This window comes from Nesterenkonia aethiopica, assembly GCF_039534665.1.
GTDB lineage: Bacteria > Actinomycetota > Actinomycetes > Actinomycetales > Micrococcaceae > Nesterenkonia > Nesterenkonia aethiopica.
On sequence record NZ_BAAAVT010000003.1, the window covers coordinates 1 to 23,772 of the forward strand.

Here is a 23,772-nt window from a genome sequence, read left to right on the forward strand (position 1 = left end):
TGGGCTGCCGCCTGCCTGGCAGCCCACGCGAGGGCGCACCCCGGCGCCCCACGGCCGTGTCGACCTCATCGCCGCGCAGCACGCCACCCCGGGTGCCCGTGCGGGCGTGACCGTCCTCTACGAGACCAGCAGACGACGACACTGAGCCATTGCCCTGCTGCCTGATCCCGGCCTGGCCACCACAACCGCCGGGTCATCTCCGCGCGATCACGTCGTACACATGCCAGTGCTTGGGGCCCCGGCCGCTGGGACCGTCGTACTCGCGCTCGTCGAGTTGCAGCACGGTGAGTCCACTCACCCATGACTCCACGTCGTCGCGGGTGTGGAACGTCATCCCCTCCACGGCGGTCTCGCCGGTGGCCCAGGAGTCCCGGTCGCCGAAGAGCTGAGCGGCCAGGATCCCGCCAGGATGCAGCGAGGCGAGGAGGCGTTGCCACACCTCGACCAGATCGTCCTCCCGCAGGAACGGCAGACTCAGGCAGGCCAGCACTAAGTCCACGCGCGGCAGGTCGGCTGAGCACAGGTCGGCGCACACGGTGGTGAGGCCGTCACCGAGTTCCGCGTCCTCGGCACGAGTGGTGACCGTATCCACCGCAGTCTGCTCACGGTCGATCGCGGTCACGTGGAACCCCGCGCTCAGCAGGTGAAGGGTCTCGGTGCCGTCGCCGCAGCCCAGGTCCACTGCATGGTGGACATCGCCAGCTCGGCGGGCCGCGGTGGACAGGTGCGCCAGAGCATCACGAAGCAGGGGGCGGGGCGGTCGGTCGGCGGTGCGCCGATAGAAGGCGGCCCAGTCGGCGTCGTCAGTGCTCGGGGAGGTGGCCATGAGAGTCACCGTAGCGGCCGATTGGAAATCACCCTGCCCAGGAGTGATAATCTCTACTCAGAAGTTCCTCGGGTCCGCGGATCCGGGTTCTGCGCGGATGTAGCTTAATGGTAAAGCTTCGGCTTCCCAAGCCGACGACGCGGGTTCGATTCCCGTCATCCGCTCCACCACTCAGGGGTGATGCACACGATGCATCACCCCTGATCACGTTTCGGCCCCTGTGCGCATTGCCGCAGAGAGAGCGCGCCAGTAGCGTGAACGGATGGACTCCTCAGCTCTCGACGACGTCATCCAGCGGGCCGTCTGGCATGGCCTGGCGCTCGACCAGAACAGCGTCGAGATCGTCGACGCGGGTCTCGACTTCCGCGTGGCGCTCGCCCATGATGCGGCGGGAGAGCGATGGGTCCTCCGGGTGCCGCGCCGGCCGGACGTCCTGCCGCGCATGGACGAGGAGGCCCGCATCCTTGAGTTCGTGCGCCCTCATCTGAGCGTCGCCGTCCCGGCCTGGGAGGTGCACTCCGAGGAGCTGATCGCCTACCGAGCGCTGCCCGGGCACCCGGGGCTGACCCTGCGTGGCGGGGAGCCGCAGTGGCACATGGATGCTGAGTCTCATGAGTTCGCCTCCGCGCTCGGCCGACTCCTGGCCGAGCTGCACAGCATCGACCCCGAGGAGGCCCGCGCCGCTGGGCTGGAGGTCCGCAGCCCGGAGGACTCTCGGGCCCGTTGGCAGGAGGAGATCGACGTCGTCGCCTCCGAGTTCGACGTGGCTTCAGACCTGCTGGCCCGGTGGCGTACCTGGCTCGACGCCGATGAGCTCTGGCCCCAGCGTGCTGTCATGACCCACGGGGAGCTGTACCCGGCGCACATCCTGCTCGGTGAGACCGGGCAGATCACCGGCATCCTGGACTGGACCACCGCCCGGGTGGACGACCCCGGACGGGACTTCTCGTACCAGTTCTCCATCGCCGGGCAGGAGGCGTTCCAGGTCACGGTGGACGCCTACGAGGAGGCCGGCGGCACCGTGTGGCCTCAGCTGGCCGAGCACTGCCATGAGCTGTGGGCCGCGTCCCCGGTGGCCTACGGGATGTTCGCGCTCACCACGGGAGATCCGCAGCACCGGATCGCCGCCGCGGCGCTGCTGAATCCCGAGGCGACGGGCTGAGGGTCTCGTCCAGAATTCGTCGTGCCCCCGGCTCGGCGTACCTCCTCGGCGCCCCCTAGAATGGAACTGGAATTCCGTGGGAGCCCGGGCAGGCCGGGCTGAGAGGGCGAAGCCGCCGACCACTCGGACTCGATGCGGGTCATGCCGCCGTGAGGAGGAGATGTGGGCGTCACCGTCGTGGGAGCAGGAGTCGTCGGTCTGCTCTCGGCGTGGGACCTGCGCCGGCAGGGGCACCGGGTCACGGTGATCGCGCCGGACATCGCCCAGGGCGCCAGCTACGCGGCTGCCGGCATGCTCGCCCCCATCAGCGAGGTGCAGTACGGCCAGGACCGGCTCTACCCCCTCATGACCGCCTCTCGGGCGGAGTACCCCGCTTTCCTGGCCACGCTGGCCGCCGCCGTCGACGCCCCCACCGGATGGCGGGAGAACGGCACGATCCTGCTGGCCGCCGACCGGTCCGACCGCGACGCCGTCGCCCGGCTGGTGGCCGTCCAGCAGGCCCACGGCATGGAGGTGGAGCCGCTGACCTCCTCGGCGCTGCGGCGTCGCGAGCCGGGCCTCGCGCCCGGGATCTCCAAGGGGTGGGACGTCCCCAGCGACCACCAGGTGGACCCCCGGCTGCTGGCGGACTGTGCGGTGCAGGCCCTGCAGGCGCCGCTGGACGCCGCGCGGTTCCCCGACGCCGGCCCGCCCGCCGATCTCATCCAGGCCCGCGTCACCGCCGTCCACGCCGACGGGGCGGGGCGCACCGGGGTCCGGCTCACCCTCGACGACGGCACCGAACTCACCGACGACAAGATCCTCCTGGTGCCGGGGCTCGGCTACACGGACATCGCCGGACTGCCCGAGCAGACGCCCCTGGATCTGCGGCCAGTCCACGGGGACGTGCTGCGCCTGAAGGTCCGCTCCGGGCAGCTGCTGCCCGGGGAGCAGCACATCCTGGGCGCCACGGTCCGGGCCACGGTGGCCGGACGCAGCGTCTACCTGGTGCCGCGGGCCGGTGGCGGGCTCGTCGTCGGGGCCTCCTCCCGGGAGGACAGCCTGCCCGGCACCCACGCCGGCTCCGTGCAGGAGCTGCTCGACGACGCCGTCGCGGTGCTGCCGGGCGTCAAGGAGATGGAGCTGGTGGAGATCACCACCCGGGCCCGGCCGGGCACCCCGGATGACATCCCGTACCTGGGCCGCTGCGAGCAGGCGCCGGACGTCGTCATCTCCACCGGCTATTCTCGACACGGCATCCTGCTGGCGCCGCTGGCCGCCCGGCTCGCCGCGGCCCTGCTGAGCGACGACGGCGGAGCGGCCCTGAGCGAGGAGGACCGCCGGATGCTGGCCCATATGAGCCCCACCCGCTCGCTGACCGCACCACAGATGACCCCCACAGGATTGTGAGAGACATGCTCACCGTGACCATCAACGAGGAAGACGTGAAGTTCGACGACGGCGCCACCGTCGTCGACGCCGTCGCCCACACCACCGGGCGTCCGCTGAACCCGGACGGCACCCCCGCCGACGGCGGCCGGCTGGGCGTGGCGGTGGCCATCAACGCCGCCGTGGTCCCGCGCAGCGCCTGGGCGTCCACCACGCTGAGCCATGGCGAGGAGCTCGAGATCGTCACCGCAGTGCAGGGCGGGTGAACGCATGACCGCACAGACCGCACAGACTGCGCCGACCACCCCGCCGCCCCTGCAGGTGGGCGACTACACCCTGGCCAACCGGCTCATCATGGGCACCGGCGGCATCACCGACCTGGAGGCCCTGGAGCGCGCGCTCATCGCCTCCGGCACCACGCTGACCACGGTGGCGATGCGCCGCTACAGCCCGGAGACTAAGACCAGCGTGTTCGCCATGCTGGAGCGCCTCGGCATCGACGTGCTGCCCAACACGGCCGGCTGCTACACCGTGAAGGACGCCGTGCTCACCGCCGAGCTGGCCCGTGAGGCCCTGGAGACGAACCTCATCAAGATCGAGGTCATCGCCGACGAGCACACTCTCCTGCCCGATGTCATCGAGACCCTGGAGGCCACCGAGCAGCTCGCTGACCGGGGCTTCATCCCCATGGTCTACACCACCGACGACCCGGCCGCCGCGGTGCGCCTGGAGCAGGCCGGCGCGGCCGCCGTCATGCCGCTGGGCGCCCCCATCGGCACCGGCCTGGGGATCCTGAACCCGCACAACATCGAGCTCATCGCCTCCCGGGCGAACGTGCCGGTGGTGCTCGACGCCGGCGTCGGGGCCGCCTCCGAGGCCGCACTGGCCCTGGAGCTGGGCTGCGACGCCGTGCTGGTGGCCTCCGCGGTCACCCGCGCGCAGAAGCCCTCTGACATGGCCCGCGCGATGCGGCTGGCCGTGGAGTCCGGGTGGCTCTCCGCCGGGGCGGGGCGCATCCCGCGCCGTCGTCACGCCCTGGCCTCCTCCGCGATGGAAGGAAGGATCGGCACCGTTGACTGAGACACGCCGGACCCAGATCAGCGACCTCTCCCGCACCCAGCTGGAACGTTTCCAGCGGCACCTCTCGCTGACCGGCTTCGGTCCGGAGGCGCAGCTGCGGCTGCTCGACTCCCGGGTGCTGGTGATCGGCGCCGGAGGGCTCGGGGCGCCGATCCTCACCTACCTGGCCGCCGCCGGGGTGGGGACCATCGACATCGTCGACCATGACGTGGTCGACCGCTCCAACCTGCACCGGCAGGTGCTGCACTCGGAGGCCACCATCGGCCGGCCCAAGACCGAATCCGCCGCGGCGGTGATGCGCGGGCTGCACCCGGAGGTCACCGTCCACGAGCACCGCGAGCCCATCGGGCCGGACAACGCCCTGGCGCTGGTGGAGACCGCGGACATCGTGGTGGACGGCTCCGACAACTTCGCCACCCGCTACGTGGTCTCCGATGCCTGCGAGATCGCCGGGAAGCCGCTGGTCTCCGGCTCCATCCTGCGCTTCGCCGGGCAGGTCAGCCTGTTCTGGTCCGCTCCGGATGAGGCACACTGGCGGGCCGAATGGGACCAGGCCGGGCGCGGCCCCACCTACCGGGACCTCTACCCGGAGGCCCCCGACGCCGGAGAGGTCCCGACCTGTGCGGAAGCCGGGGTGCTCGGTGTGCTGCCCGGGGTCATCGGCACGCTCATGGCCACCGAGACGATCAAGTTCCTCGCCGGTGTGGGGGAGACCCTGCTGGGCCGGGTGATGACCTATGACGCGCTGACCGCCTCCTTCCGTGAGGTGCGGCTGCTGCCGGATCCGGACCGGGAGCCCGTCACCAGCATCGGCGCCGACGTCGCCGGACTGGGCGGCGGGCCGGGTGGCGCCCCGGGCGGCGCCGGGGGTGCCTGCGCGGTGGAGGAGGATCCCGCTCTGCACCCGGTGGAGGGCGAGACCGATCCCTACACCGGGCATCCCTTCGGCCCGGAGGACATCGGGATCCGTGACCTGCAGGCCGCCGTCGAGGCTGGACGCGTGGCCGGCGTGGTAGACGTCCGCGAGCCCTGGGAGTATGCCGCCGGACATGTGGACGGTGCGGTCAACGTGCCGCTGGGGGAGCTGTGGCACGGCTCGCCGGTGCCGGGCCTTGAGGAGGCCAGCGAGGACCGCCCCGTGGTGCTGTACTGCAAGATCGGCGTCCGTTCGCGGCAGGCGCTCGCGGTGCTGCGCCACCGCAATCCCGACGCCGGGCTGCGGAACCTGGTGGGCGGCTATGAGCAGGTCAAGGCTGTGGCGGAGGCGCCGAGCCGCTCTCGGTGAGGAAGCCGCGCAGCAGCGAGGCGGTTCCGTCCAGGTGCTCCCGCATGAGCTCTTCGGCGCGTACCGGATCGCCCTGCAGGATGGCGGAGACGATCCCCTGATGCTGTTCCTGGGAGTGGGCGATGTTCGTGTCCAGGAACGGGATGCGGTCCAGCAGTCCGCTGGCGGCGGCGCGGGCCTCGGCCACTGAGGCGGAGAGCATCGCCGAGCCGGAGAGCTCCGCGATCAGGCAGTGCAGGCGGGCATCCAGCGGCCGATACTGGGAAGCCTCGGCGGCTTCCACCGCGTCCAGGGCCTGCACCAGGGCGGAGCGCTGGGCGGTGCTCAGCGTGGCGGAGGCCGCCAGGGCGGCGGCGGCCGGCTCGACGACGCCCCGGAAGGTCAGCACATCATCGACGGCGGCCGCGTCCTCTGCGCCGAGGGAGGTCGCCGGAGCGGGCAGCTCCTCGGCGACGAACGTTCCCCCGTAGCGGCCCCGTCGTACCGAGAGGTAGCCGGCGGTCTGCAGCTCCGCCAGCGCGTCTCGCAGCGTGCTGCGAGAGACCCCCAGGGATTCGGCCAGCTCGCGCTCCGGCGGCAGCTTATCGCCTGGGGCGAAGGTGCCCAGTCGGATGCCGCGCAGGACTCGGGCGATGGTCTCTTCGAGCACGTTGCCGCGCCGCGCCTGACCCAGCACAGAGCCCAGCACAGGAGTGAGCGAGGCCATGGGCTCCGCGGGGGACGACGCATCCGGCATGCCATCAGCATGCCATATGGCCAGCCTCAAAGGTCTCCTCTCGGTAATTTTGCGAGCGATCTTCTCGCTGACTCTTGACACTCTGCCGTGCGGCACCTCACAGTGGTGCTGTTCAAAGGACTGAAAGCAGTCCATTGGGAGAGGGTGTCATGTCGCGAGCACCAGGATCCACGGCCCACGTGGACTACACGCACCTCGGCGAGAGCTACATGAAGCACCGACAGCTGCGTCGAGGGGCGGCCGGATGGATCCTGCTCACCGGCCTCGGCGTGGCCTATGTGATCTCCGGAGACTTCTCAGGGTGGAACATCGGCCTCTCGGTGGGAGGCTGGGGCGGGCTGCTCATCGCCTTCGTCCTCATGGGGCTGATGTACACATGCATGGTCTTCGGCCTGGCCGAGATGTCCTCCACCATTCCCACCGCCGGAGCCGGATACGGGTTCGCCCGCCGAGCCTTCGGCCCACTCGGCGGCTTCGCCACCGGCATGGCCGTGCTCATCGAGTACGCCGTCGCCCCGGCCGCCATCGCCACCTTCATCGGAGGCTATGTGGAGGCCCTCGGGCTCTTCGGCCTCACCAACTCCTGGCCCATCTACCTGGCCGCCTATCTGCTGTTCATCGGCATCCACCTCTGGGGCGTCGGCGAGGCGCTGAAGGTCATGTTCGGCATCACCCTGATCGCCGTCGTCGCGCTCGCGGCCACTGTGTTCGGCCTGCTGCCCCACGTGGAGCTCAGCAACCTCTTCGACATCGCCGCCGATGGCTCGGCCGGTTCCAGCGCGTTCCTGCCCTTCGGCATCACCGGCGTGATGGGCGCCCTGGTCTTCGGCATCTGGTTCTTCCTGGCCATCGAGGGCGTGCCGCTGGCCGCCGAGGAGACGGCCGACCCCAAGCGCGACCTGCCTCGGGGCATCATCGTGGCCATGATGGTGCTGCTGGTCTTCGGCGCCCTGATGCTGGTCCTCGTCCCCGGGGCCGCCGGCGCCGAGGCCATGGGTGACTCCGAATCGCCGCTGCCCGAGGCGCTGCGTGCCGTCCACGGGGAGGGGTCCTGGCTGGCCACGTTCGTCAACTACGCGGGGCTCGCCGGACTGGTCGCCAGCTTCTTCTCCATCGTCTACGCCTACTCACGGCAGCTCTTCGCCCTCTCCCGGGCCGGGTACCTGCCACGATTCCTCTCCCTGACCTCCGGCCGCCGGACCCCCTGGGTCGCGCTCATCGTCCCGGGCACGATCGGCTTCGTCCTGGCCGCCGCCATCGGCGACGGCGGTCTGCTGATCAACATCGCCGTCTTCGGGGCCGCGGTGTCCTATGTGCTGCTGAATCTGAGCCACATCGTGCTGCGCATCCGGGAGCCGCAGTTGGAGCGCGGCTACCGCACCCCGGGCGGTGTGGTCACCACCTCCATCGCGCTGGTGCTCGCCGTCGTCGCGCTGATCGCCACCTTCGTGGTGGATGTCCGGGCCGCCGGCATCACGGCGGGGGTGTTCCTGCTGGCCCTGGCGTACTTCTGGTTCTACAGCCGCCACCGGCTGGTGGCCGACGCCCCGGAGGAGGAGTTCGCGCTGCTGGAGAAGGAGGAGAGCCAGCTGCACTGAGACCACCGTCCCCCGTCCTGCCCGCCTGCCCGCCTGCCCGCCCACCACCCGAGGAGCTCCATGAATCCGCTGGACCTCGACCACCTGCCGGCACCGCACAACGAGCGCATGCTCAGTGCATCCCAGCTCGCTCACGAGATCACCACAGGACAGATCGACTCCGTCATCCTCGCCTTCACCGACATGCAGGGCCGCCTCCAGGGCAAGGTCATCCACGGACAGTTCTTCCTGGACTCCGTGCTGGACCATGGAGCCGAGGCCTGCAACTACCTGCTCGCCGTCGACACCGACATGAACACTGTGGACGGCTATTCGCTCACCAGCTGGGAGACCGGCTATGGGGACATGGAGTTCATCCTCGACCACGGCACCATCCGCCGGGTCCCCTACCTGGAGCGCACCGCCATCCTGCAGGTGGACCTGGCCACCACGGACGGCCGTCCGGTGCCGGTCTCCCCGCGATCGCTGCTGAAGGCCCAGCAGGAGAAGGCCGCCGCGCTGGGGCTGACCGCGCTGGCCGGCACGGAGCTGGAGTTCGTGATGTACGAGGACTCCTATGAGGACGCCTCGGCGCGGGACTATCGGGGCCTGACCCCGGCCAACCAGTACAACGTGGACTACTCCATCCTGGGATCCATGCGGGTGGAGCCGCTGCTGCGGGACATCCGCAACGCCATGTACCAGGCGGGTATGACGGTGGAGTCCGCCAAGGGGGAGTGCAACCTCGGCCAGCATGAGATCGCCTTCAAGTACGACGACGTCGTCACCACCGCGGACAACCACACCTTCTACAAGCTCTCGGCCAAGCACATGGCCTCCCAGCGGGGGCAGTCGATCACCTTCATGGCCAAGCCCAACGCGCGGGAGGGATCCAGCTGCCACATCCACATGTCCCTGCGCGGCCTCGACGGCGGCCTGGCCTTCTGGGACGCCGAGGCCGGGCGGCGCACTCCGCTCTACGACCACTTCATCGCCGGGGTGCTGGCCACCATGCGGGAGATGACGCTGTTCTACGCCCCCAACATCAACTCCTACAAGCGCTTCGCGAAGGGGTCCTTCGCCCCGACCACCATCGGGTGGGGCCTGGACAACCGCACCTGCGCGGTGCGCCTGGTCGGGGAGGGCCTCGCCGCTCGCATGGAGAACCGGGTCCCCGGCGCCGACGCCAACCCCTACCTGGCCATGGCCGCGATGCTCGCCGGAGGTCTGCACGGCGTGGAGCAGAAGCTCGCGCTGCCCGAGGCCATCGAGGGCAACGCCTATGACGCCGACGCCGACCAGGTCCCCTCCACCATGGCCGAGGCCCGTGACCTGTTCGCCGGGTCCCCGGTGGTCCGGGAGCTCTTCGGCGAGGAGGTCGTCACCCACTACACCCACTACGCCGACGTCGAGCTGGAGCAGTTCCAGGCGGCGGTCACCGACTGGGAGGTGAGGCGTGGCTTCGAACGGCACTGAGAGGCCTGCGGGCCTGGGGCCCGGGGCGGACCGTCCACGCATCGGGCTGACCACCTACTGGCAGCAGGGACGATGGGGAGTCTGGGAGGACACCGCGGCCATCGTGCCCGGCAACTACGTGCGCCGGGTCGTGGAGGCCGGCGGAACCCCGTTGCTGCTGCCGCCGGTGGGCACCGACGTCGGCGTCCTCGACGTCCTCGACGGGCTGATCGTCATCGGCGGCACCGATGTGGACCCGGCCCACTACGGGCGTCCGCCCCATCCGACCACGGTCGCCCAACCGGACCGCGACGAGCACGACCTCACCCTCACCCGGGCCGCCCTGGAGCGAGGGCTGCCGCTGTTCGCGATCTGCCGGGGACTGCAGGTGCTCAATGTGGCCCTCGGCGGCACCCTGCACCAGCACCTGCCGGACCTCGTCCCGGAGGCCGGGCCGCAGTACCAGCCGGCGCCGGGCCAGTACGGAGAGGTCGAGTTCCAAGTGGAGCCCGGCTCCCTGGCCGCCGAACTGCTCGGAGGGGCCGCGAGCTCGCCGTGCTATCACCACCAGAGCGTTGACCAGCTCGGCGGGGGCCTGCGGGTCACCGGCCGGGCCGCCGACGGGACCGTGGAGATCGTGGAGATGCCACAGGCCCCCGGCTGGGTGCTCGGCGTGCAGTTCCACCCGGAGGAGAACCCGCAGGACCTCCGACTCTTCGAAGGATTCATCGACGCCGTGCGCCAGGAGGCCGCCGTATGACCGTCCATGCTGTGATCAATCCCGCCACCGGTGAGGTGGTGAGCGAGATCGAGCTCGCCGAGCAGGAGCAGACCGACGCTGCCATCGCCGCAGCGGCCGCCGCATTTCCCGCCTGGCGGGACGTCGCCCCGGCGGACCGGGCTCGGCTGCTGCGCCGCTTCGCGCGGCTCGTCGACGACGACCTCGAGAACCTGGCCGCCCTGGAGGTCGCCAACAGCGGGCACACCCTCACCAACGCCCGGTGGGAGGCCGGCAACGTCCGGGACGTGCTGGAGTACTACGCGGCCGCCCCGGAGCGGAACTTCGGACGCCAGATCCCCGTCGCCGGCGGGGTGGACATCACCTTCCGGGAGCCGCTGGGAGTGGTGGGGGTCATCGTGCCCTGGAACTTCCCCATGCCGATCGCCGGCTGGGGTCTCGCCCCCGCCCTGGCGGCCGGGAACACCGTGGTCCTCAAGCCCGCCGAGCTGACGCCGCTGACCGCGATCCGGCTCGGCGAGCTCGCCCTGGAGGCGGGCATCCCGGAGGGGGTGCTCACCGTGCTGCCGGGTCGGGGCGCCGTCGTCGGGGAGCGCTTCGTGACCCACCCGCAGGTGAAGAAGGTGGTGTTCACCGGCTCCACCGCGGTGGGGAAGCGGATCATGGCCGGCTGCGCCGAGCAGCTGACTCGGGTGACCCTGGAGCTGGGCGGCAAGAGCGCGAACATCGTCTTCGCCGACGCCGACGTTCAGGAGGCGGCCGCCCGCGCACCGGGGGGAGTCTTCGACAATGCGGGCCAGGACTGCTGCGCCCGCTCCAGGATCCTGGTCCAGCGCCGCGTGCTGGACCGGTTCCTGGAGCTGCTGGAGCCCGCAGTCCGGGACGTCCGGGTGGGGGACCCCCGCCGCGAGGACACGGTGATGGGCCCGCTGATCTCCGCGGCGCATCGGGACCGGGTGGCCGGGTTCCTGCAGACCTCCGACGGCTCCGCCCGCGCCGATATCCTCGTCCAGGGCGAGGCGCCGAGCGGCCCGGGACACTGGTTCCCGCCCACGGTGGTCATGCCCCGGGATCCACACGACCGTCTCCTCACTGAGGAGGTCTTCGGCCCGGTGGTCGCCGTCGTGCCCTTCGAGGACGAGGCCGAGGCGATCCGCATCGCCAACGACACCGACTACGGGCTCTCCGGCTCCATCTGGACCCGCGACGTCGGCCGCGCCCTGCGGGTGTCCCGGGCCGTGGAGGCCGGGAACCTCTCGGTGAACTCCCATGCCTCGGTGCGGTATTCCACCCCCTTCGGAGGGTTCAAGGCCTCCGGGATCGGCCGTGAGCTGGGCCCGGACGCCCTGGAGTCATTCACCGAGGTGAAGAACGTCTTCATCGCGACAGAGGAGCAGTCATGACACAGACGCAGGAGCAGGCCCCCTACGGTGGGCTGGTCACCAACAGGCTCGCGGGCCGGGTCGCCACCGTCACCGGCGGGGCCTCCGGCATCGGGCTGGCCGCCGTGCGGCGCCTGGCCCATGAGGGTGCGACCGTCGTCATCGCCGACGTCTGCGATCCGGCTCAGGGCGAGCAGATCGCCAAGGAGGTGGGCGGGCTGTTCCTGCCCACCGACGTCACCGACGAACAGCAGGTCACCACGCTGTTCGCGACGGCGCAGGAACGCTTCGGGGCTGTGGACATCGCCTTCAACAATGTGGGCATCTCACCGCCGGAGGACGGCTCCATTCTGGAGACCGGCATCGATGCCTGGCGGAAGGTCCAGGAGGTCAACCTGACCAGCGTCTTCCACTGCTGCAAGCAGGTCATCCCCTACATGCAGGCCCAGGGGAGGGGATCGATCATCAACACGGCCTCCTTCGTGGCGGTGATGGGGGCGGCCACCAGCCAGATCAGCTACTCGGCCTCCAAGGGCGGGGTGCTCTCCATGAGTCGGGAACTGGGCGTGGAGTTCGCCCGCCAAGGGATCCGAGTCAATGCGCTGTGCCCCGGACCGGTGAACACCCCGCTGCTGCAGAAGCTCTTCGCCGAGGACCCGGAGCGGGCTGCCCGCCGCCTGGTGCACGTGCCCGTGGGACGCTTCGCCGAGCCGGACGAGCTGGCGGCGGCCGTCGCCTTCCTGGCCTCCGACGACGCCTCCTTCATCACCGCCAGCGAATTCCTCGTCGACGGCGGGATCTCAGGGGCCTATGTGACGCCGCTGTGATTGGGTACAGTCAGTTCGAAGGGGGAACTGATGAGTGCTGATGCTGAGAACGTGATGCCGCGCCGCTTCGCCGCTATCGCCGCCGCCCTGGGGCTGACCGCCGTGTTCGGCGGGTCTGCCGCCGTCGTCTCCCAGCAGGAGGGTCCCGACGCCGTCACGGCCTCACTGAGCCCGGAGAAGCAGGCGCTGCTGGACACCGACGACGACCTCTTCGTGACGGTGGACCTTGCCTCCAGCCAGATCACCGACGTCACCGTCCCGGAGGTCCCCGGTGCTCCCGGGACGCTGAGCGCCCAGGAGCGGGAGCTGCTGAACTCAGGCACCCCCACGATCGTCACGATGGACGTGGACACCGGGGAGATCATCTCCGTCCGAGCGGCCTGACATGCGTGAGGAGCGGATCGTCGTCAACGGCGTGACGCTCGCCTGCGAGATCCATGGGGATCCTGACGACCCCATGCTGCTGCTGTTGCACGGTGCGGGACAGTGCCTCGTGGCATGGCTTGACGGCCTGGTCCGCCGCTTCGTCGATGCGGGTCGCTGCGTGGTCCGCGTGGACAGCCGCGACGCTGGTCGGTCCACCACGAGCCCAGCCGGGGAGCCTGGCTATGGAATGACCGATGCCGTGGAGGACGTCAGCGCGCTGCTCGACGCGCTCGAGACGCCGCGGGCGCACCTCGTCGGAGTCTCCGGCGGGGCCGCGGTGGCCCAGGTGGTGGCCCTGGATCATCCGGGGCAGGTCGCCACGCTGACGCTCATGGCCGGGACCCCTGGCGGACCGGGTCATGAGGCCGGTGATCTGCCCCCGATGACCGAGGAGCTGCGCGCGTGGTTCTCCGCCGCCGGTGACGCCCCGCCGCCTGACTGGTCTGACCGCGAAGCCGCCGTCGACCGCCTGGTCGAGGAGGAGCGGCCGTTCGCCGCGGCCTCCCGTCCCTTCGACGAGGTGCAGGCGCGGCAGATCGCCGAGAAGACCGTGGATCGTGCCGTCGATCTCGAGGCCATGATGACGAATCCGTTCCTCGTCTCAGCCGGAGAGCCCTGGCGCCATCGCCTGGCGGAGATCACCGCGCCCACTCTGGTCCTCCACGGGGAGGAGGACCCGCTGCTGCCCCTCGGGCACGGCCGCGCGCTCGCCGCGGAGATCCCGGGAGCCCGACTGATCGAGGTGACGGGCATGGGTCATGAGATCGTGCCGCGCCACCAGTGGGATCGGATCGTCCCGGAGATCGTCGCGCACACCGAGGCGCCCACCGGTCACCGGTAGGCGCGCTCGTAGGGCGCCGGCTTGTACGGCATGTCGTAGCGCAGCGCCTCGGCCGCCCGGATGGGGAAGTTGGGGTCGCGCAGGGACTCGCGGCCCACCAGCACCACGTCGGACTGGCCCAGTGCCACGATCTGCTCGGCCTGGAAGGGGTCGTCGATCATCCCGACCGCGGCCACCGGAAGCCCCGTGGACTCCTTGATGGACGTCGCGAACGGCAACTGGTACCCCGGGCCCACAGGGATCTCGGCCGGGACGTTCCCGCCGGAGGACACCGAGATCATGTCCACCCCGTGCTCGCCCAGCCAGGAGGACACGGCCTCCGTCTGCGGGAGGTCCCAGCCGCCCTGGACCCAGTCGGTGGCGGAGAGCCGCACGATCATCGGCACCTGCTCGCCCACCTCGGCGCGGACGGCGTCCACCACCTCCAGCAGCAGCCGGGCCCGGTTCTCCAGGGAACCGCCGTAGGCGTCGGTGCGCCCATTGGACAGCGGGGAGAGGAACTCGTGGAGCAGGTAGCCGTGCGCCCCGTGGATCTCCAAGACGTCGAAGCCGGCGTTCACGGCGCGGCGGGCGGCCGCGATGAAGGCGACGACGACGTCGGCGATCCCCTCCGCCGTCAGCTCGGTGGGCACCGCCAGGCCGTCATAGGCCCTCGGCGAGGGACCGACCGGCTGCCAGCCGCCGCGCTCGGCCGGCACATTGCCCTCGGGGTGGTCGCCCCAGGCCCGCCAGGTGGAGGCCTTGCGGCCCGCATGCGCCAACTGGATGGCCGCGGCCGCGCCCTGTGAGTGGATCATCGCGGTCAGACGCCGGAAGGCCTGGGCCTGCTCGTCGTTCCACAGCCCCAGGTCCTCCGGGCTGATGCGCCCCTCCGGGGACACGCCGGTGGCTTCCACGGTGACCAGGCCGGCGCCGCCGCGGGCCAGGGAGCCCAGGTGCATCAGGTGCCAGTCGGTGGGGATGCCGTCCTGGGCGTCCACCGCGTACTGGCACATCGGCGGAATCCAGATGCGGTTGCGGATCTCGAGTCCGCGCAGCGTGAGGGGGTCGAAGAGTGCGCGCGTCATGGCGGTCCTTCCTGCGAAGCCAGATTTGTACGAGAGTCCTCGTACTACGACAGGTACCATACAACTGCAGGGCCGCTGAGGGAACCATGACGTCATCAACGTGAGGGAGGGCACCCATGCGCACGCTGGAACATCCCGGAGTCGAGGAGCTGACCCTCGACGCCGTCCTCTCCGCGCTGGCCGATCCGGTCCGGCGCATCATCGTCGCTCAGCTTGACGTCGGCCACGAGGACCAGGCGTGCATCGCCTTCGATCTGCCGGTGTCCAAGTCCACGTCCACGCATCACTTCCGGGTGCTGCGCGAGGCCGGGATCATCCGGCAGCGCTACGCCGGCACCGCCATCCGCAGCTCCCTGCGCCGTGAGGATCTGGACGCCCGCTTCCCCGGGCTCCTCGACGCGGTGCTGCGCGGGTGACCCGCTGGTCGGGCTCAGATCGTGTCGTGTGATGTGATCTCGTATGAGGTGTGGCCGTGATCGGCGCGGCGGTTCCGTGGGCTGGAGGATCAGGGCTCAGGCAGGCCTGCTGAGCCTCAGGTGGAGCAACGGGTACGGCCGACCGGCTTCGTCGGTCTCGCTGCGACCGACGACCTCGAATCCACGGTGAGCATAGAATCCCGCGGCCGAGGCGTTCTGCTCGTTCACATCAACCGTGGTGACGGCGTGATCCTTGATCGCATGGGCGAGCAGCGCGGTGCCGATTCCACTGTCACGGTGGGTCGCATCGACGAACAGCATCTCCAGCGTTCCGTCGAGTACGCCTGAGAATCCCACCGGTCGACCATCGCGTTCTGCGACTGCGAGCACGACTGCCGGAAAGTAGTCGGACTGCAGTCTGGTCTCGATCTCATCCCGATCCGCTTCGGCAAGGAAGTCGTGGGTCGCGTCCACAGCGCCCCGCCAGATCGCAGCGAGCGTCGGATACTCTGCAGCTCCGATCGAGGGCCGAATGCTCACAACGGGCACGGCAGGTCCATTTCGCGAAGGCATCAGTCCATCCTCCCAGAGGGCACGATGACGGCGGCACCGTCCATGAAATTCAGCACTGCGGAGACGCTCAACAGCGCGCCCGCAGTCGAGCTGATGATGAGCGGTGCAGTGTCGTTGTCCATCATGGGCCTCCGAGCAGTGGGGTGGGTATCCTGGTGCCATGCTCAGGCAGCAGCGATTTCGGAGCCCCCGGCCGGTTGATGGCCGCGGGGCAGTCGATGCGCGCTTGGCACGCTGAAGGTCTCCGCAGGTACGGCCGGGGGAAGTCTCTTATCCCTCACCACCCTGCACACACTCTGGAGACCCCTCATGTCGCCTGCCGACCATCTGACTTCTGACCAGCTCTGCCGTGCCCTGAACCTGCGCGACCTCACCGATCCCACCCAGGGCGGACACGCCATCCAGGTCCTTCTGGATGCCGTCGTGGGGCGATTGCGTTCCGCATGGCACTGTACCGTCCGCACCGTACGCCACTCTCCGATCGTCGCAGTGCGCGAGAACTACGACCGCCTCGGCTATGACTCCGACGACGTCACCCGCGCGCGCCGGTACACGCGCTACATCAGTCCGACGGTGATGCTCCGCAGCCATACCAGCGCTGAGCTGCCGAGCGCCCTCGAACGCTATGTGGGGCGATACGACGTCGACGAGCTGATCGTCGCCCCCGGCCTCGTGTACCGGCGCGACGCCGTCGATCGGAGCCATGTGGGCGAGCCGCATCAGGTGGACCTCTGGCGCATCCGCAGCACTCCGGAGACCGGCGACGAGGACATGCTCACGATGATCAGCTGCCTGGTCGAGACGGTGCTTCCGGGCGCGGAGTGGACGATGATCGATGTCACGCACCCCTACACGGTGGGCGGCCGACAGATCGACGTGCTCCACGAGGGGGAGTGGCTCGAGCTTGCCGAGTGTGGGCGCATCCATCCCGACGTGCTGCGAGGGTCTGGGCTCGACCCGGAGCGGTGGTCCGGTGCGACATCTCCGTGGTTCTGTCGGCCGACGAGGACGAGGAGACGCTCGGCGACACCGTCCGCACCGCTCTGGGCGACGACGCCGGCGTCGTCGAGTCCCTCGAGGTGCTCAGTCGGACCGCGCATGAGGACCTGCCCGAGGCCGCGCGTTCGCGGCTGGGCACGCAGGAAGGGCAGGTCAATCTCCTGCTGCGGATCGTGCTGCGACCCCTCGATCGCACACTCACCTCGGACGAGGCCAATGTCATCCGCAACACGATCTACACGGCAGTGCATCAGGGGCCGGTGCTGGAGCTGATCTGAGATGGCTCGCGCCGGTCATCCCCGCGCGCGGCTGATCCGCTGGCGCAGTCCGCTGACCCGTACCACCGGCTCCAGCTCACGCTCGGCTCCCTGCAGCGGCCATGAGGTCCAGGGTGTGGTCGCCGCCGAGAGCTCCGCCCAGATCACGCCACGTTCGTGATGCTCGCGCACCAGCGCGGTGAAGCGCCCACTGGCCTGCGCCTCGGCCGAGTCTGCGGCGTGGGAGCCGGTGCGTCGCCGGGCCAGCACCGCCAGGTCCCGCAGCTCGGCGGCCTCACCGGCGCTCAGATGCGGGTGCTCCACCGGCCGCCGTCGGGCCGGGGCGGGACGGGCGTAGGCCGGGAACAGGGCGGCGACGTCGGCGGCGACCTCGCCCTCATGGCGGGCGGCGAACTGGCGCATCCGCTCGGCGCTGACCTCGCACGGCTCGGCCAGCAGACGCATCGGCCACCCTGCGCCCTTCGCCGCGGCCGCCAGCTGGGCCAGGGACGCCGCCTGCCGCTTCTGCTCGGCCGATCGGGCCGGCGCCGCCGCATAGCCTCGGTAGGCCTCCAGCAGGGCGTCCCGGGCGGCATCGGGCAGGGTCTCCTCCATGCTTCGACCCTAACAGCGGGCCTCAGCGAGCCGGTGCCCGGTATTCAGGCTCCATCCACCGTTCTTTGCTAGCGTCATGGCCATGCGGATTCCTCAGGAGCAGCCCTTCGTCCCGGTCATCACCGGCGGCGACGTGGGCACCTACTCCCTGGCGCGCGAGTTCCACGAGGCCTACGGCGCGATCTCGGCGGTGATCCCCACCGCGGTCAACCGCAACCTCAAGCACTCCCGCATCCTGGAGGCCTTCCCCGCGGGCCCGATGACCACTCCTGAGCCGGTCATCGCCACGCTCAAGGAGGTCGCCGCCCTCCTCACCGACGACGGCGCCCATCGGCGTCCGCTGCTGCTGCTGGCCAACTACGACCACCTGGTCCGCTTCGCCGTCGACCACCGGGACGAGCTGGAGGAGGTCGGCTACACGATCCCCTACCCCTCGGCGCAGCTGCTGGACCGGGTGGCGCTGAAGGAGAACTTCTACGCCCTGTGCCGGGAGCTCGGCGTCCCCTACCCGAAGACCGCCGTCTACGACTGTGCCGCCCACACCGACGAGCGCGCGGAGGCGTTCGTCGCCGAAGAGGTGGCGGGCGCCGGTGTGGCCTACCCGTTGGTGCTCAAGGCCGGCGACGGGGGCGCCTGGGCGGACATCAGCTTCACCGGTCGCCGCAAGGTCCACTACGTGGACGACGCCGAGGAGCTCACCAGCGTGCTGGTCCGGGCCTCCGAGGCCGGCTACACCGGGTCGCTCATCGCCCAGGAGCACATCCCCGGCGCCGACTCTCAGCTGCGGCTGGCCACCTACTTCTGCGACCAGAACGGCCGGGTGCGGCTCACCGCCTACGGGGAGGTCGTCGTCGAGGACCACGCTCCCGGGCTCGAAGGCAACTCCCCGGCGGTGCTCACCTCCCGGGACGAGGCCGTGGAGAAGCAGGGCGCGGCGCTGCTGCGTGCCATCGGCTGGCGCGGCTTCGCCATGTTCGACATCAAGGTGGACCCCCGCGACGGCGTCGCGAAGTTCTTCGAGCTCAACCCCCGGCTGGGCCGCAATCACCACTACCTGACCGCCTCCGGGGTGAATCCGGCGCGGCTCTACGTGGAGGAGCATCTCCACGGCGGGCTGGGCGGCCCCGACCACCAGGTGGCCAAGCAGCCGGCCCTGCACACCACCCTGCCGCTGCCGCTGGTGAAGAAGCACGCCAACGCCGAGCAGCGCCGCCGGATCGCGGAGCTGGCGGAGCAGGGACGCATCGTCAACCCGTTCCTCCATGAGGCCGACGGCGACCTCCGCCGGATCCTCTACCAGCGGGCCGTCCAGGCCAAGGCCTTCCGCACCTACCGGCAGTACCCGCCGCCCGCCGGGGGCGACCTCCGCAAGTCAGCCCAACTGCGGTAGTTTAGGGTCCATGAGTGCATACCTGGCGGTCATCGGTGAGTGCTTGGTGGATGTGGTCCATTCGGAGACCTCGGAACCGAAGGCCCATGTCGGCGGCAGCCCCTTCAACGTCGCCGTCGGCCTGGCCCGGCTCGAGCACGACGTCGTGTTCGCCGGGCGGCACGGAGAGGACGAATACGGGCGCATGATCGCCCGCAGCCTCCGCGCGCAGGGCATCACCGCCCTGCTGGAGCCGGACGCCAGTCCCACCTCGGTGGCGAAGGCCACCCTGGACCCCACCGGGCAGGCCAGCTACGAATTCACCCTGGACTGGACGCTGCCCTCGGCCGCGCAGCTGGAGGAGGCGTTCTGCGCCCTGGCCCGGGAGGCCGAGCCGGACGCCGAGCCCGCCCTGGACCTGCTGCACACCGGCTCCATCGGCGCGATGATGCAGCCCGGTGCGGAGACCGTCAAGGGCCTGCTGCACCGCGCCCGCGAGGTCGCCACCATCAGCTACGACCCCAACTATCGGCCCTCCATCATCCCCAACCGGGAGGAGGCCCGGGACCAGGCCGACGAGTTCATCTCCCTGGCCGACGTCGTCCAGGCCTCCACCGATGACATCGACCTGCTCTACCCGGAGCGCCCCTACGAGGAGACGATGCAGGCCTGGCTGGACCTGGGCCCCGGCGTCGTCGTCATCACCCGGGGAGCCTCCGGGGCCATGGGCCTGGCCCGCTCCGGGTTCGTGGACCAGCCGGCGTTCTCCATCGAAGTGGCCGACACGGTCGGCGCCGGGGACTCCTTCATGGCCGCCACGCTGTCCACGCTGCGCGGACTGGGCCTGCTCGGCGCCTCCCGCAGGTCCGCCCTGCAGGACATCAGCCAGGAGCAGCTCACCCGTGTGCTGTCCACCGCCGCGCGCGCGGCGTCCATCACCTCCTCGCGGTTCGGCGCCCAGCCCCCGACGGCGGTGGAGCTGGCCGCCGCGCTCGAAGAGGGTGCCGGGACTGCGTAGCGCGCCGGTGACCACGCTGGAGCGGACCCGGCTGATCGCCAGCGACATCGACGGCACCATCCTCAGCTACGCCTCCGCGCAGACCGGAGTGGTCACCGAACGCACCGTGGCGGCCTTCCGCGCCGCCCGGGCCGCCGGGGTGCGTGTGGTGCTGGTGACCGGCCGTCCCGTGCGCTGGCTCAAGCCCGTGGCCGACGCGCTCGGCGGCATCGGCCCGGTGATCTGCTCGAACGGGGCGGTGGTCTATGACCTCGCTGAGGACCGGCTGCTGCGCCAGGACCCCATCGATCAGGACATCGTGTTCACCGTGCAGGAGCAGGTCCGGCAGATCGACCCGGAGGCCAGCTTCGCCGCGGAGACCCTGCAGAAGGTCCACGCCGAACCGCCCTTCCTGGTGGACTCCCTGTTCTTCGAGGAGGACCGTCGGCGGGCCGCCGGCGTCACCGACGACATGCTCAGCCTCGGGCCTCTGGAGGAGACCCTCTCCGCGGACAGGCCCGAAGCCGGAGAAGGCTCCGGCGTGGTGAAGCTGCTGGCCAAGACCACCGTCATGGACGCCGACGCCTTCCTGGAGGCGGTCCGGGCGAAGGCCGGCGCGCTGGTCACGGTCACCCATTCGGCCCCCGGGGTCAGCCTGCTGGAGCTCTCCGCGAAGGGCGTGGACAAGGCGGCCGCGCTGCGGCGCTTCGCCGCCGCCGAAGGCATCACCCGAGACCAGGTCATCGCCTTCGGGGACATGCCCAATGACATCGAGATGCTGCAGTGGGCCGGCACCTCCTGGGCTGTCGGCTCGGCTCACCCCATGGCGCGCTCAGCGGCCCAGCACCTGACCGCCGACTGCGACGAGGACGGCGTCGCGCAGGTGCTGGAGGACCTGCTCGACGGCGGAGACGGTGTCCTGTGCGGTACCTCCTGAACACCGAGCCCGGCCCCCTGCAGGGACGCGTCCTCGCCTTCGCACACCGCGGAGCCGACCCGACGCGGGAGAACACCATGGGCGCCTTCCGGCGGGCCGTGGCGCTCGGCTACCGCTATCTGGAGATCGACGTCCGCACCGCCGCCTGCGGCACCCTGGTGGTCTTCCACGACGAGTCCCTCGACCGCGTCACCGACGGCACCGGGAAGCTCCGCGAGAAGACCTGGGACGAGCTCTCCCGCCTGCGCGTGGGACCCGCCGGCCGCGCCGGAGACGCCGACGCCCGGCTGGTCCGTTTCGAGGACCTGCTCACCGCATGGGACGACGTCCACCTCAACGTGGACCTCAAGGACGCGGAGTCGGTCGCCGAGTTCGTGCGGATCGTGGAGGAGCACCAGGCCCACGACCGGGTGTTGGTGGCCAGCTTCCACGACGCCCGACGACGGCGCACCGTCCAGCGGTTCACCCGCCCGGTGGCCTCCTCCGCCGGGTGGGCCTCCACCGCCCTGTTCGTCTTCCTCGGTCCGCTGGGGCTCACCCGGGCGCTCGCCGGCCGCGCCGCCGACGTCGACTGCCTCCAGGTGCCCGTGAAGCAGGGACCCGTCCGCGTGGTCACCCCAGGCTTCCTGCGTCGCTGCCATCGGGCCGGGCTGCAGGTGCACGTGTGGGTGGTGGACGACCCGGTGGAGATGCACCGACTCCTCGACATGGGCGTGGACGGTCTGATGACTGACGACGCCGAGGCGCTGGCCGCCGTCATGCGGGAACGGTCGCTCTGGCCCCAGCGCGGGGCGGAGACGCCAGAGGACGCCGCGGAGGACGCTGAGGATGCTGTGGAGGACGCGGGGGAGGCCGGAGATGTCGGCGGCCCGTGACGACACGCTGCCCGACCCCTGGCACGTCCGTCTCGGTCAGGGGCTGACCCAGCGCCCGTGGATCATCGACGGCGGCCTCATCGCGCTGCCGCTGACGCTGCTGTCCGTGCTCTCGGCGGCCCAGAACCAGGGGTACACGTTCTTCGGCGGCCCCGCCCCTTGGGGGCTGGTCTTCGCGCTGGACCTGCTGACCATCCTGCCGCTGACGGTGCGCCGGATGAGGCCTGCCTGGGCCGCCGGGCTGATCGCCCTCGGGGCGCTGGGGCAGATCCTCACCCTGGTGGGCCCCGGCTTCAGCGCCTTCACCGTGCCGTTCGTGCTGTACTCGGTGGCCAAGTTCGGCAGCCGCCGGGCCTCACGGCTCTACCTGGGAGTGGCGCTGGCCGGGGCGGTCCTGCTGGGGCTCTACGCGCTCGTCCAGCAGCTCCTGGTGCTCCCGGCCTACGCGATCCGCCTGGAGACCCTCTTCGTGGTGCTGCTGATGACCGGCTTCGCCGCCGCCGTCGCCATGGTGGCCTGGCTGCTGGGCGACCTGGCGGGGCGCCGTCGTCGGGAGATCGCCGCCATCACCGAGCGCAACGAGCTGCTGGAGCGCGAACGCGACCACGAGACCCGGCTGGCCGCGGACGCCGAACGGATGCGCATCGCCCGGGAGATGCACGACGTCGTCAGCCACTCGATGTCCGTGATGATCGCCCAGGCCGACGGCGGACGCTACGTGGTGGCCCAGGACCCGCAGGCCGCCGCCGGCGCCTTCGAGACCATCGGGCGCACCGGCCGGGAGGCGCTGACCGAGATGCGCCGCATGCTGGGAGTGCTGCGCGAGGAGCGCGAATCCCTGCTGGTGCAGCCGGCCCCGGGGCTGGAGGACCTGGAGCGGATGATCGCTGACGTCCGCGCCGCCGGCCTGGAGGTGACGTTCACCGACCGCGTGGCCGAGGCCCTGCCCGGCGGGCCCCCGCTCGCCGAGGGGGCCGCGCTGGCGGTGCACCGGATCGTCCAGGAGGCCCTGACGAACACCCTGAAGCACGGCGGGCCCGGCGCCACCGCCGAGGTCACGCTCTCCGCCGAGGACGGCTGGCTGGTCATCGAGGTGCGCGACACCGGCCGGGGCGCCCGGGCCGAGGGTGACGGCGCCGGCTCCGGACTGCTGGGGATGGCCGAACGGGCCCGTCTCCACGGCGGAGACGTCCAGACGCGCGCACACGCCGGCGGGTTCGACGTCGTCGCCCGCATCCCGCTCACCACCGAGAAGGAGTCCTGATGTCCACCACCGGTGTCCTGCTGGCCGACGACCAGGCGCTGCTCCGCGCCGGGTTCGCCATGGTCATCGACTCCCAGCCCGACATGCACGTGGTCGCTCAGGCCGGCGACGGCCAGCAGGCTCTCGACGCCGTCGCCGCGCACGCCCCCGACGTCGTCCTCATGGACATCCGCATGCCGGTGCTCGACGGCCTGGAGGCGACCCGCCGCCTCACCTCCGCCGGGGAGCAGGCGCCCAAGATCATCGTGCTCACCACTTTCGACACCGACGAGTACGCCGTGGAGGCGCTGCGGGCCGGGGCCTCCGGGTTCCTGCTCAAGGACGTCCAGCCGGAGATCCTGCTGGACTCCATCCGCACCGTGACCACCGGGGGAGCGGTCATCGCGCCCACCACCACCCGGCGGCTGCTGGAGACCACCCTGCTGGGCTCCCGACGGCGGCAGCCCACCGCCGCCCAGCAGGCCAAGCTCGAGTCGCTGACCGCCCGGGAGGCCGAGATCCTCCAGGAGATGGCCACCGGCGACTCCAATGCGGAGATCGCCCGCCGCCTGTTCCTCTCCGAGGCCACCGTGAAGACCCATGTGGGGCATGTGCTGACCAAGCTGGAGGTCCGGGACCGGGTGCAGGCGGTGGTCTTCGCCTACGACTCCGGGCTGGTGGGCCACTGATCTCTCATCCTGCAGGATGAGGCCGAGACCA

At 70.7% G+C, this 23,772-nt stretch carries 25 protein-coding genes, 1 tRNA gene, 1 pseudogene and 1 riboswitch; of the genes and pseudogenes, 22 read left to right on the forward strand and 5 right to left on the reverse strand.

Going from position 1 to position 23,772, the window contains the following annotated elements; genetic code table 11:
- Window positions 1-193 precede the first annotated feature (193 nt).
- Window positions 194-826, reverse strand: a complete 633-nt coding sequence (locus tag ABD658_RS02405) for a class I SAM-dependent methyltransferase (RefSeq protein ID WP_344685255.1) — start codon at window positions 824-826, stop codon at window positions 194-196.
- Between the two features lie 93 nt (window positions 827-919).
- On the opposite strand from ABD658_RS02405, the gene ABD658_RS02410 reads away from it, so the two are divergent.
- From ABD658_RS02410 to moeB, 6 genes are all read left to right on the forward strand, one after another.
- Window positions 920-993 (forward strand) — tRNA-Gly (locus tag ABD658_RS02410).
- A 95-nt stretch (window positions 994-1,088) separates the two neighbouring features.
- Entirely contained in the window at window positions 1,089-1,988 is a 900-nt protein-coding gene (locus ABD658_RS02415; RefSeq protein WP_344685253.1) for a macrolide 2'-phosphotransferase, read from the forward strand.
- 66 nt (window positions 1,989-2,054) lie between these two features.
- A riboswitch (TPP riboswitch) is annotated at window positions 2,055-2,161 on the forward strand.
- Window positions 2,151-3,377, forward strand: a complete 1,227-nt coding sequence (thiO, locus tag ABD658_RS02420; RefSeq protein ID WP_344685251.1) for a glycine oxidase ThiO — start codon at window positions 2,151-2,153, stop codon at window positions 3,375-3,377. It overlaps the preceding riboswitch by 11 nt.
- Before the next feature lie 5 nt (window positions 3,378-3,382).
- Window positions 3,383-3,622 carry a sulfur carrier protein ThiS gene (thiS, locus tag ABD658_RS02425; protein WP_344685249.1) on the forward strand — a complete coding sequence of 80 codons (240 nt, stop codon included), beginning with the start codon at window positions 3,383-3,385 and terminating at the stop codon, window positions 3,620-3,622.
- 4 nt (window positions 3,623-3,626) lie between these two features.
- On the forward strand, window positions 3,627-4,436 hold the full coding sequence (locus ABD658_RS02430; protein ID WP_344685246.1) for a thiazole synthase: 810 nt from the start codon (window positions 3,627-3,629) through the stop codon (window positions 4,434-4,436).
- On the forward strand, window positions 4,429-5,721 hold the full coding sequence (gene moeB, locus ABD658_RS02435) for a molybdopterin-synthase adenylyltransferase MoeB (RefSeq protein WP_344685244.1): 1,293 nt from the start codon (window positions 4,429-4,431) through the stop codon (window positions 5,719-5,721). The genes ABD658_RS02430 and moeB overlap by 8 nt, the downstream gene beginning before the upstream one ends.
- Here the strand turns inward: moeB and ABD658_RS02440 are convergent.
- On the reverse strand, window positions 5,684-6,457 hold the full coding sequence (locus tag ABD658_RS02440; protein WP_344685242.1) for a FadR/GntR family transcriptional regulator: 774 nt from the start codon (window positions 6,455-6,457) through the stop codon (window positions 5,684-5,686). The two genes, moeB and ABD658_RS02440, sit on opposite strands and share 38 nt — an antisense overlap.
- A gap of 149 nt (window positions 6,458-6,606) precedes the next feature.
- Between ABD658_RS02440 and eat the strand changes: the two genes are divergently transcribed.
- From eat to ABD658_RS02475, 7 genes are read left to right on the forward strand one after another with little or no spacing between them, the layout of a single operon-like run.
- On the forward strand, window positions 6,607-8,055 hold the full coding sequence (gene eat, locus ABD658_RS02445; RefSeq protein ID WP_344685240.1) for an ethanolamine permease: 1,449 nt from the start codon (window positions 6,607-6,609) through the stop codon (window positions 8,053-8,055).
- Window positions 8,056-8,115: 60 nt separating this feature from the next.
- Window positions 8,116-9,510 (forward strand): glutamine synthetase family protein, encoded by a 1,395-nt coding sequence (locus ABD658_RS02450; protein ID WP_311025548.1) that lies wholly within the window; start codon window positions 8,116-8,118, stop codon window positions 9,508-9,510.
- Window positions 9,491-10,249, forward strand: a complete 759-nt coding sequence (locus tag ABD658_RS02455) for a gamma-glutamyl-gamma-aminobutyrate hydrolase family protein (protein WP_311025547.1) — start codon at window positions 9,491-9,493, stop codon at window positions 10,247-10,249. Before ABD658_RS02450 ends, ABD658_RS02455 begins: the two co-directional genes overlap by 20 nt.
- Window positions 10,246-11,631 carry an aldehyde dehydrogenase family protein gene (locus ABD658_RS02460; protein ID WP_344685237.1) on the forward strand — a complete coding sequence of 462 codons (1,386 nt, stop codon included), beginning with the start codon at window positions 10,246-10,248 and terminating at the stop codon, window positions 11,629-11,631. The genes ABD658_RS02455 and ABD658_RS02460 overlap by 4 nt, the downstream gene beginning before the upstream one ends.
- Window positions 11,628-12,437 carry a 3-oxoacyl-ACP reductase gene (locus ABD658_RS02465; RefSeq protein WP_344685235.1) on the forward strand — a complete coding sequence of 270 codons (810 nt, stop codon included), beginning with the start codon at window positions 11,628-11,630 and terminating at the stop codon, window positions 12,435-12,437. The genes ABD658_RS02460 and ABD658_RS02465 overlap by 4 nt, the downstream gene beginning before the upstream one ends.
- A gap of 30 nt (window positions 12,438-12,467) precedes the next feature.
- On the forward strand, window positions 12,468-12,821 hold the full coding sequence (locus tag ABD658_RS02470; protein WP_344685233.1) for a hypothetical protein: 354 nt from the start codon (window positions 12,468-12,470) through the stop codon (window positions 12,819-12,821).
- Between the two features lies 1 nt (window position 12,822).
- The gene (locus ABD658_RS02475) at window positions 12,823-13,704 is read left to right on the forward strand and encodes an alpha/beta fold hydrolase (protein ID WP_344685231.1); all 882 of its coding nucleotides are present in this window, start codon (window positions 12,823-12,825) and stop codon (window positions 13,702-13,704) included.
- Here the strand turns inward: ABD658_RS02475 and ABD658_RS02480 are convergent.
- Window positions 13,695-14,771 (reverse strand): NADH:flavin oxidoreductase/NADH oxidase, encoded by a 1,077-nt coding sequence (locus tag ABD658_RS02480; protein WP_344685229.1) that lies wholly within the window; start codon window positions 14,769-14,771, stop codon window positions 13,695-13,697. The genes ABD658_RS02475 and ABD658_RS02480 overlap by 10 nt on opposite strands.
- 116 nt (window positions 14,772-14,887) lie before the next feature.
- Here ABD658_RS02480 and ABD658_RS02485 point away from each other — a divergent pair, with 116 nt between their 5' ends.
- Window positions 14,888-15,187: an ArsR/SmtB family transcription factor gene (locus ABD658_RS02485; protein WP_344685227.1), complete on the forward strand. Its 300-nt coding sequence runs from the start codon at window positions 14,888-14,890 to the stop codon at window positions 15,185-15,187.
- A gap of 96 nt (window positions 15,188-15,283) precedes the next feature.
- Here ABD658_RS02485 and ABD658_RS02490 read toward each other — a convergent pair whose 3' ends face one another.
- Window positions 15,284-15,736 (reverse strand): acetyltransferase, encoded by a 453-nt coding sequence (locus ABD658_RS02490; RefSeq protein WP_344685225.1) that lies wholly within the window; start codon window positions 15,734-15,736, stop codon window positions 15,284-15,286.
- A 333-nt stretch (window positions 15,737-16,069) separates the two neighbouring features.
- On the opposite strand from ABD658_RS02490, the pseudogene ABD658_RS02495 reads away from it, so the two are divergent.
- A pseudogene (locus tag ABD658_RS02495) lies at window positions 16,070-16,675 on the forward strand (tRNA ligase subunit PheS family protein); the annotation flags it as partial.
- A 71-nt stretch (window positions 16,676-16,746) separates the two neighbouring features.
- Complete coding sequence (locus tag ABD658_RS02500) at window positions 16,747-17,037, forward strand: hypothetical protein (RefSeq protein ID WP_344685223.1); 291 nt, start codon at window positions 16,747-16,749, stop codon at window positions 17,035-17,037.
- A gap of 15 nt (window positions 17,038-17,052) precedes the next feature.
- Here the strand turns inward: ABD658_RS02500 and ABD658_RS02505 are convergent, their stop codons facing one another.
- Window positions 17,053-17,631 carry a hypothetical protein gene (locus ABD658_RS02505; RefSeq protein ID WP_344685220.1) on the reverse strand — a complete coding sequence of 193 codons (579 nt, stop codon included), beginning with the start codon at window positions 17,629-17,631 and terminating at the stop codon, window positions 17,053-17,055.
- A gap of 82 nt (window positions 17,632-17,713) precedes the next feature.
- On the opposite strand from ABD658_RS02505, the gene ABD658_RS02510 reads away from it, so the two are divergent.
- The 6 genes from ABD658_RS02510 to ABD658_RS02535 are packed head-to-tail and all read left to right on the forward strand — an operon-like array spanning window position 17,714 to window position 23,741.
- On the forward strand, window positions 17,714-19,021 hold the full coding sequence (locus ABD658_RS02510) for a carboxylate--amine ligase (protein WP_344685218.1): 1,308 nt from the start codon (window positions 17,714-17,716) through the stop codon (window positions 19,019-19,021).
- Between the two features lie 10 nt (window positions 19,022-19,031).
- Entirely contained in the window at window positions 19,032-20,018 is a 987-nt protein-coding gene (locus tag ABD658_RS02515; protein ID WP_344685216.1) for a carbohydrate kinase family protein, read from the forward strand.
- Complete coding sequence (locus tag ABD658_RS02520; RefSeq protein WP_344743765.1) at window positions 20,002-20,934, forward strand: Cof-type HAD-IIB family hydrolase; 933 nt, start codon at window positions 20,002-20,004, stop codon at window positions 20,932-20,934. The genes ABD658_RS02515 and ABD658_RS02520 overlap by 17 nt, the downstream gene beginning before the upstream one ends.
- The gene (locus ABD658_RS02525; protein WP_344685212.1) at window positions 20,919-21,809 is read left to right on the forward strand and encodes a glycerophosphodiester phosphodiesterase family protein; all 891 of its coding nucleotides are present in this window, start codon (window positions 20,919-20,921) and stop codon (window positions 21,807-21,809) included. The genes ABD658_RS02520 and ABD658_RS02525 overlap by 16 nt, the downstream gene beginning before the upstream one ends.
- A complete protein-coding gene (locus tag ABD658_RS02530) occupies window positions 21,793-23,073 on the forward strand; it encodes a sensor histidine kinase (RefSeq protein ID WP_344743767.1) in 1,281 nt (426 codons plus the stop codon). Before ABD658_RS02525 ends, ABD658_RS02530 begins: the two co-directional genes overlap by 17 nt.
- Window positions 23,073-23,741 carry a response regulator gene (locus tag ABD658_RS02535; protein WP_311025536.1) on the forward strand — a complete coding sequence of 223 codons (669 nt, stop codon included), beginning with the start codon at window positions 23,073-23,075 and terminating at the stop codon, window positions 23,739-23,741. Before ABD658_RS02530 ends, ABD658_RS02535 begins: the two co-directional genes overlap by 1 nt.
- The last annotated feature ends 31 nt before the right edge of the window (window positions 23,742-23,772 follow it).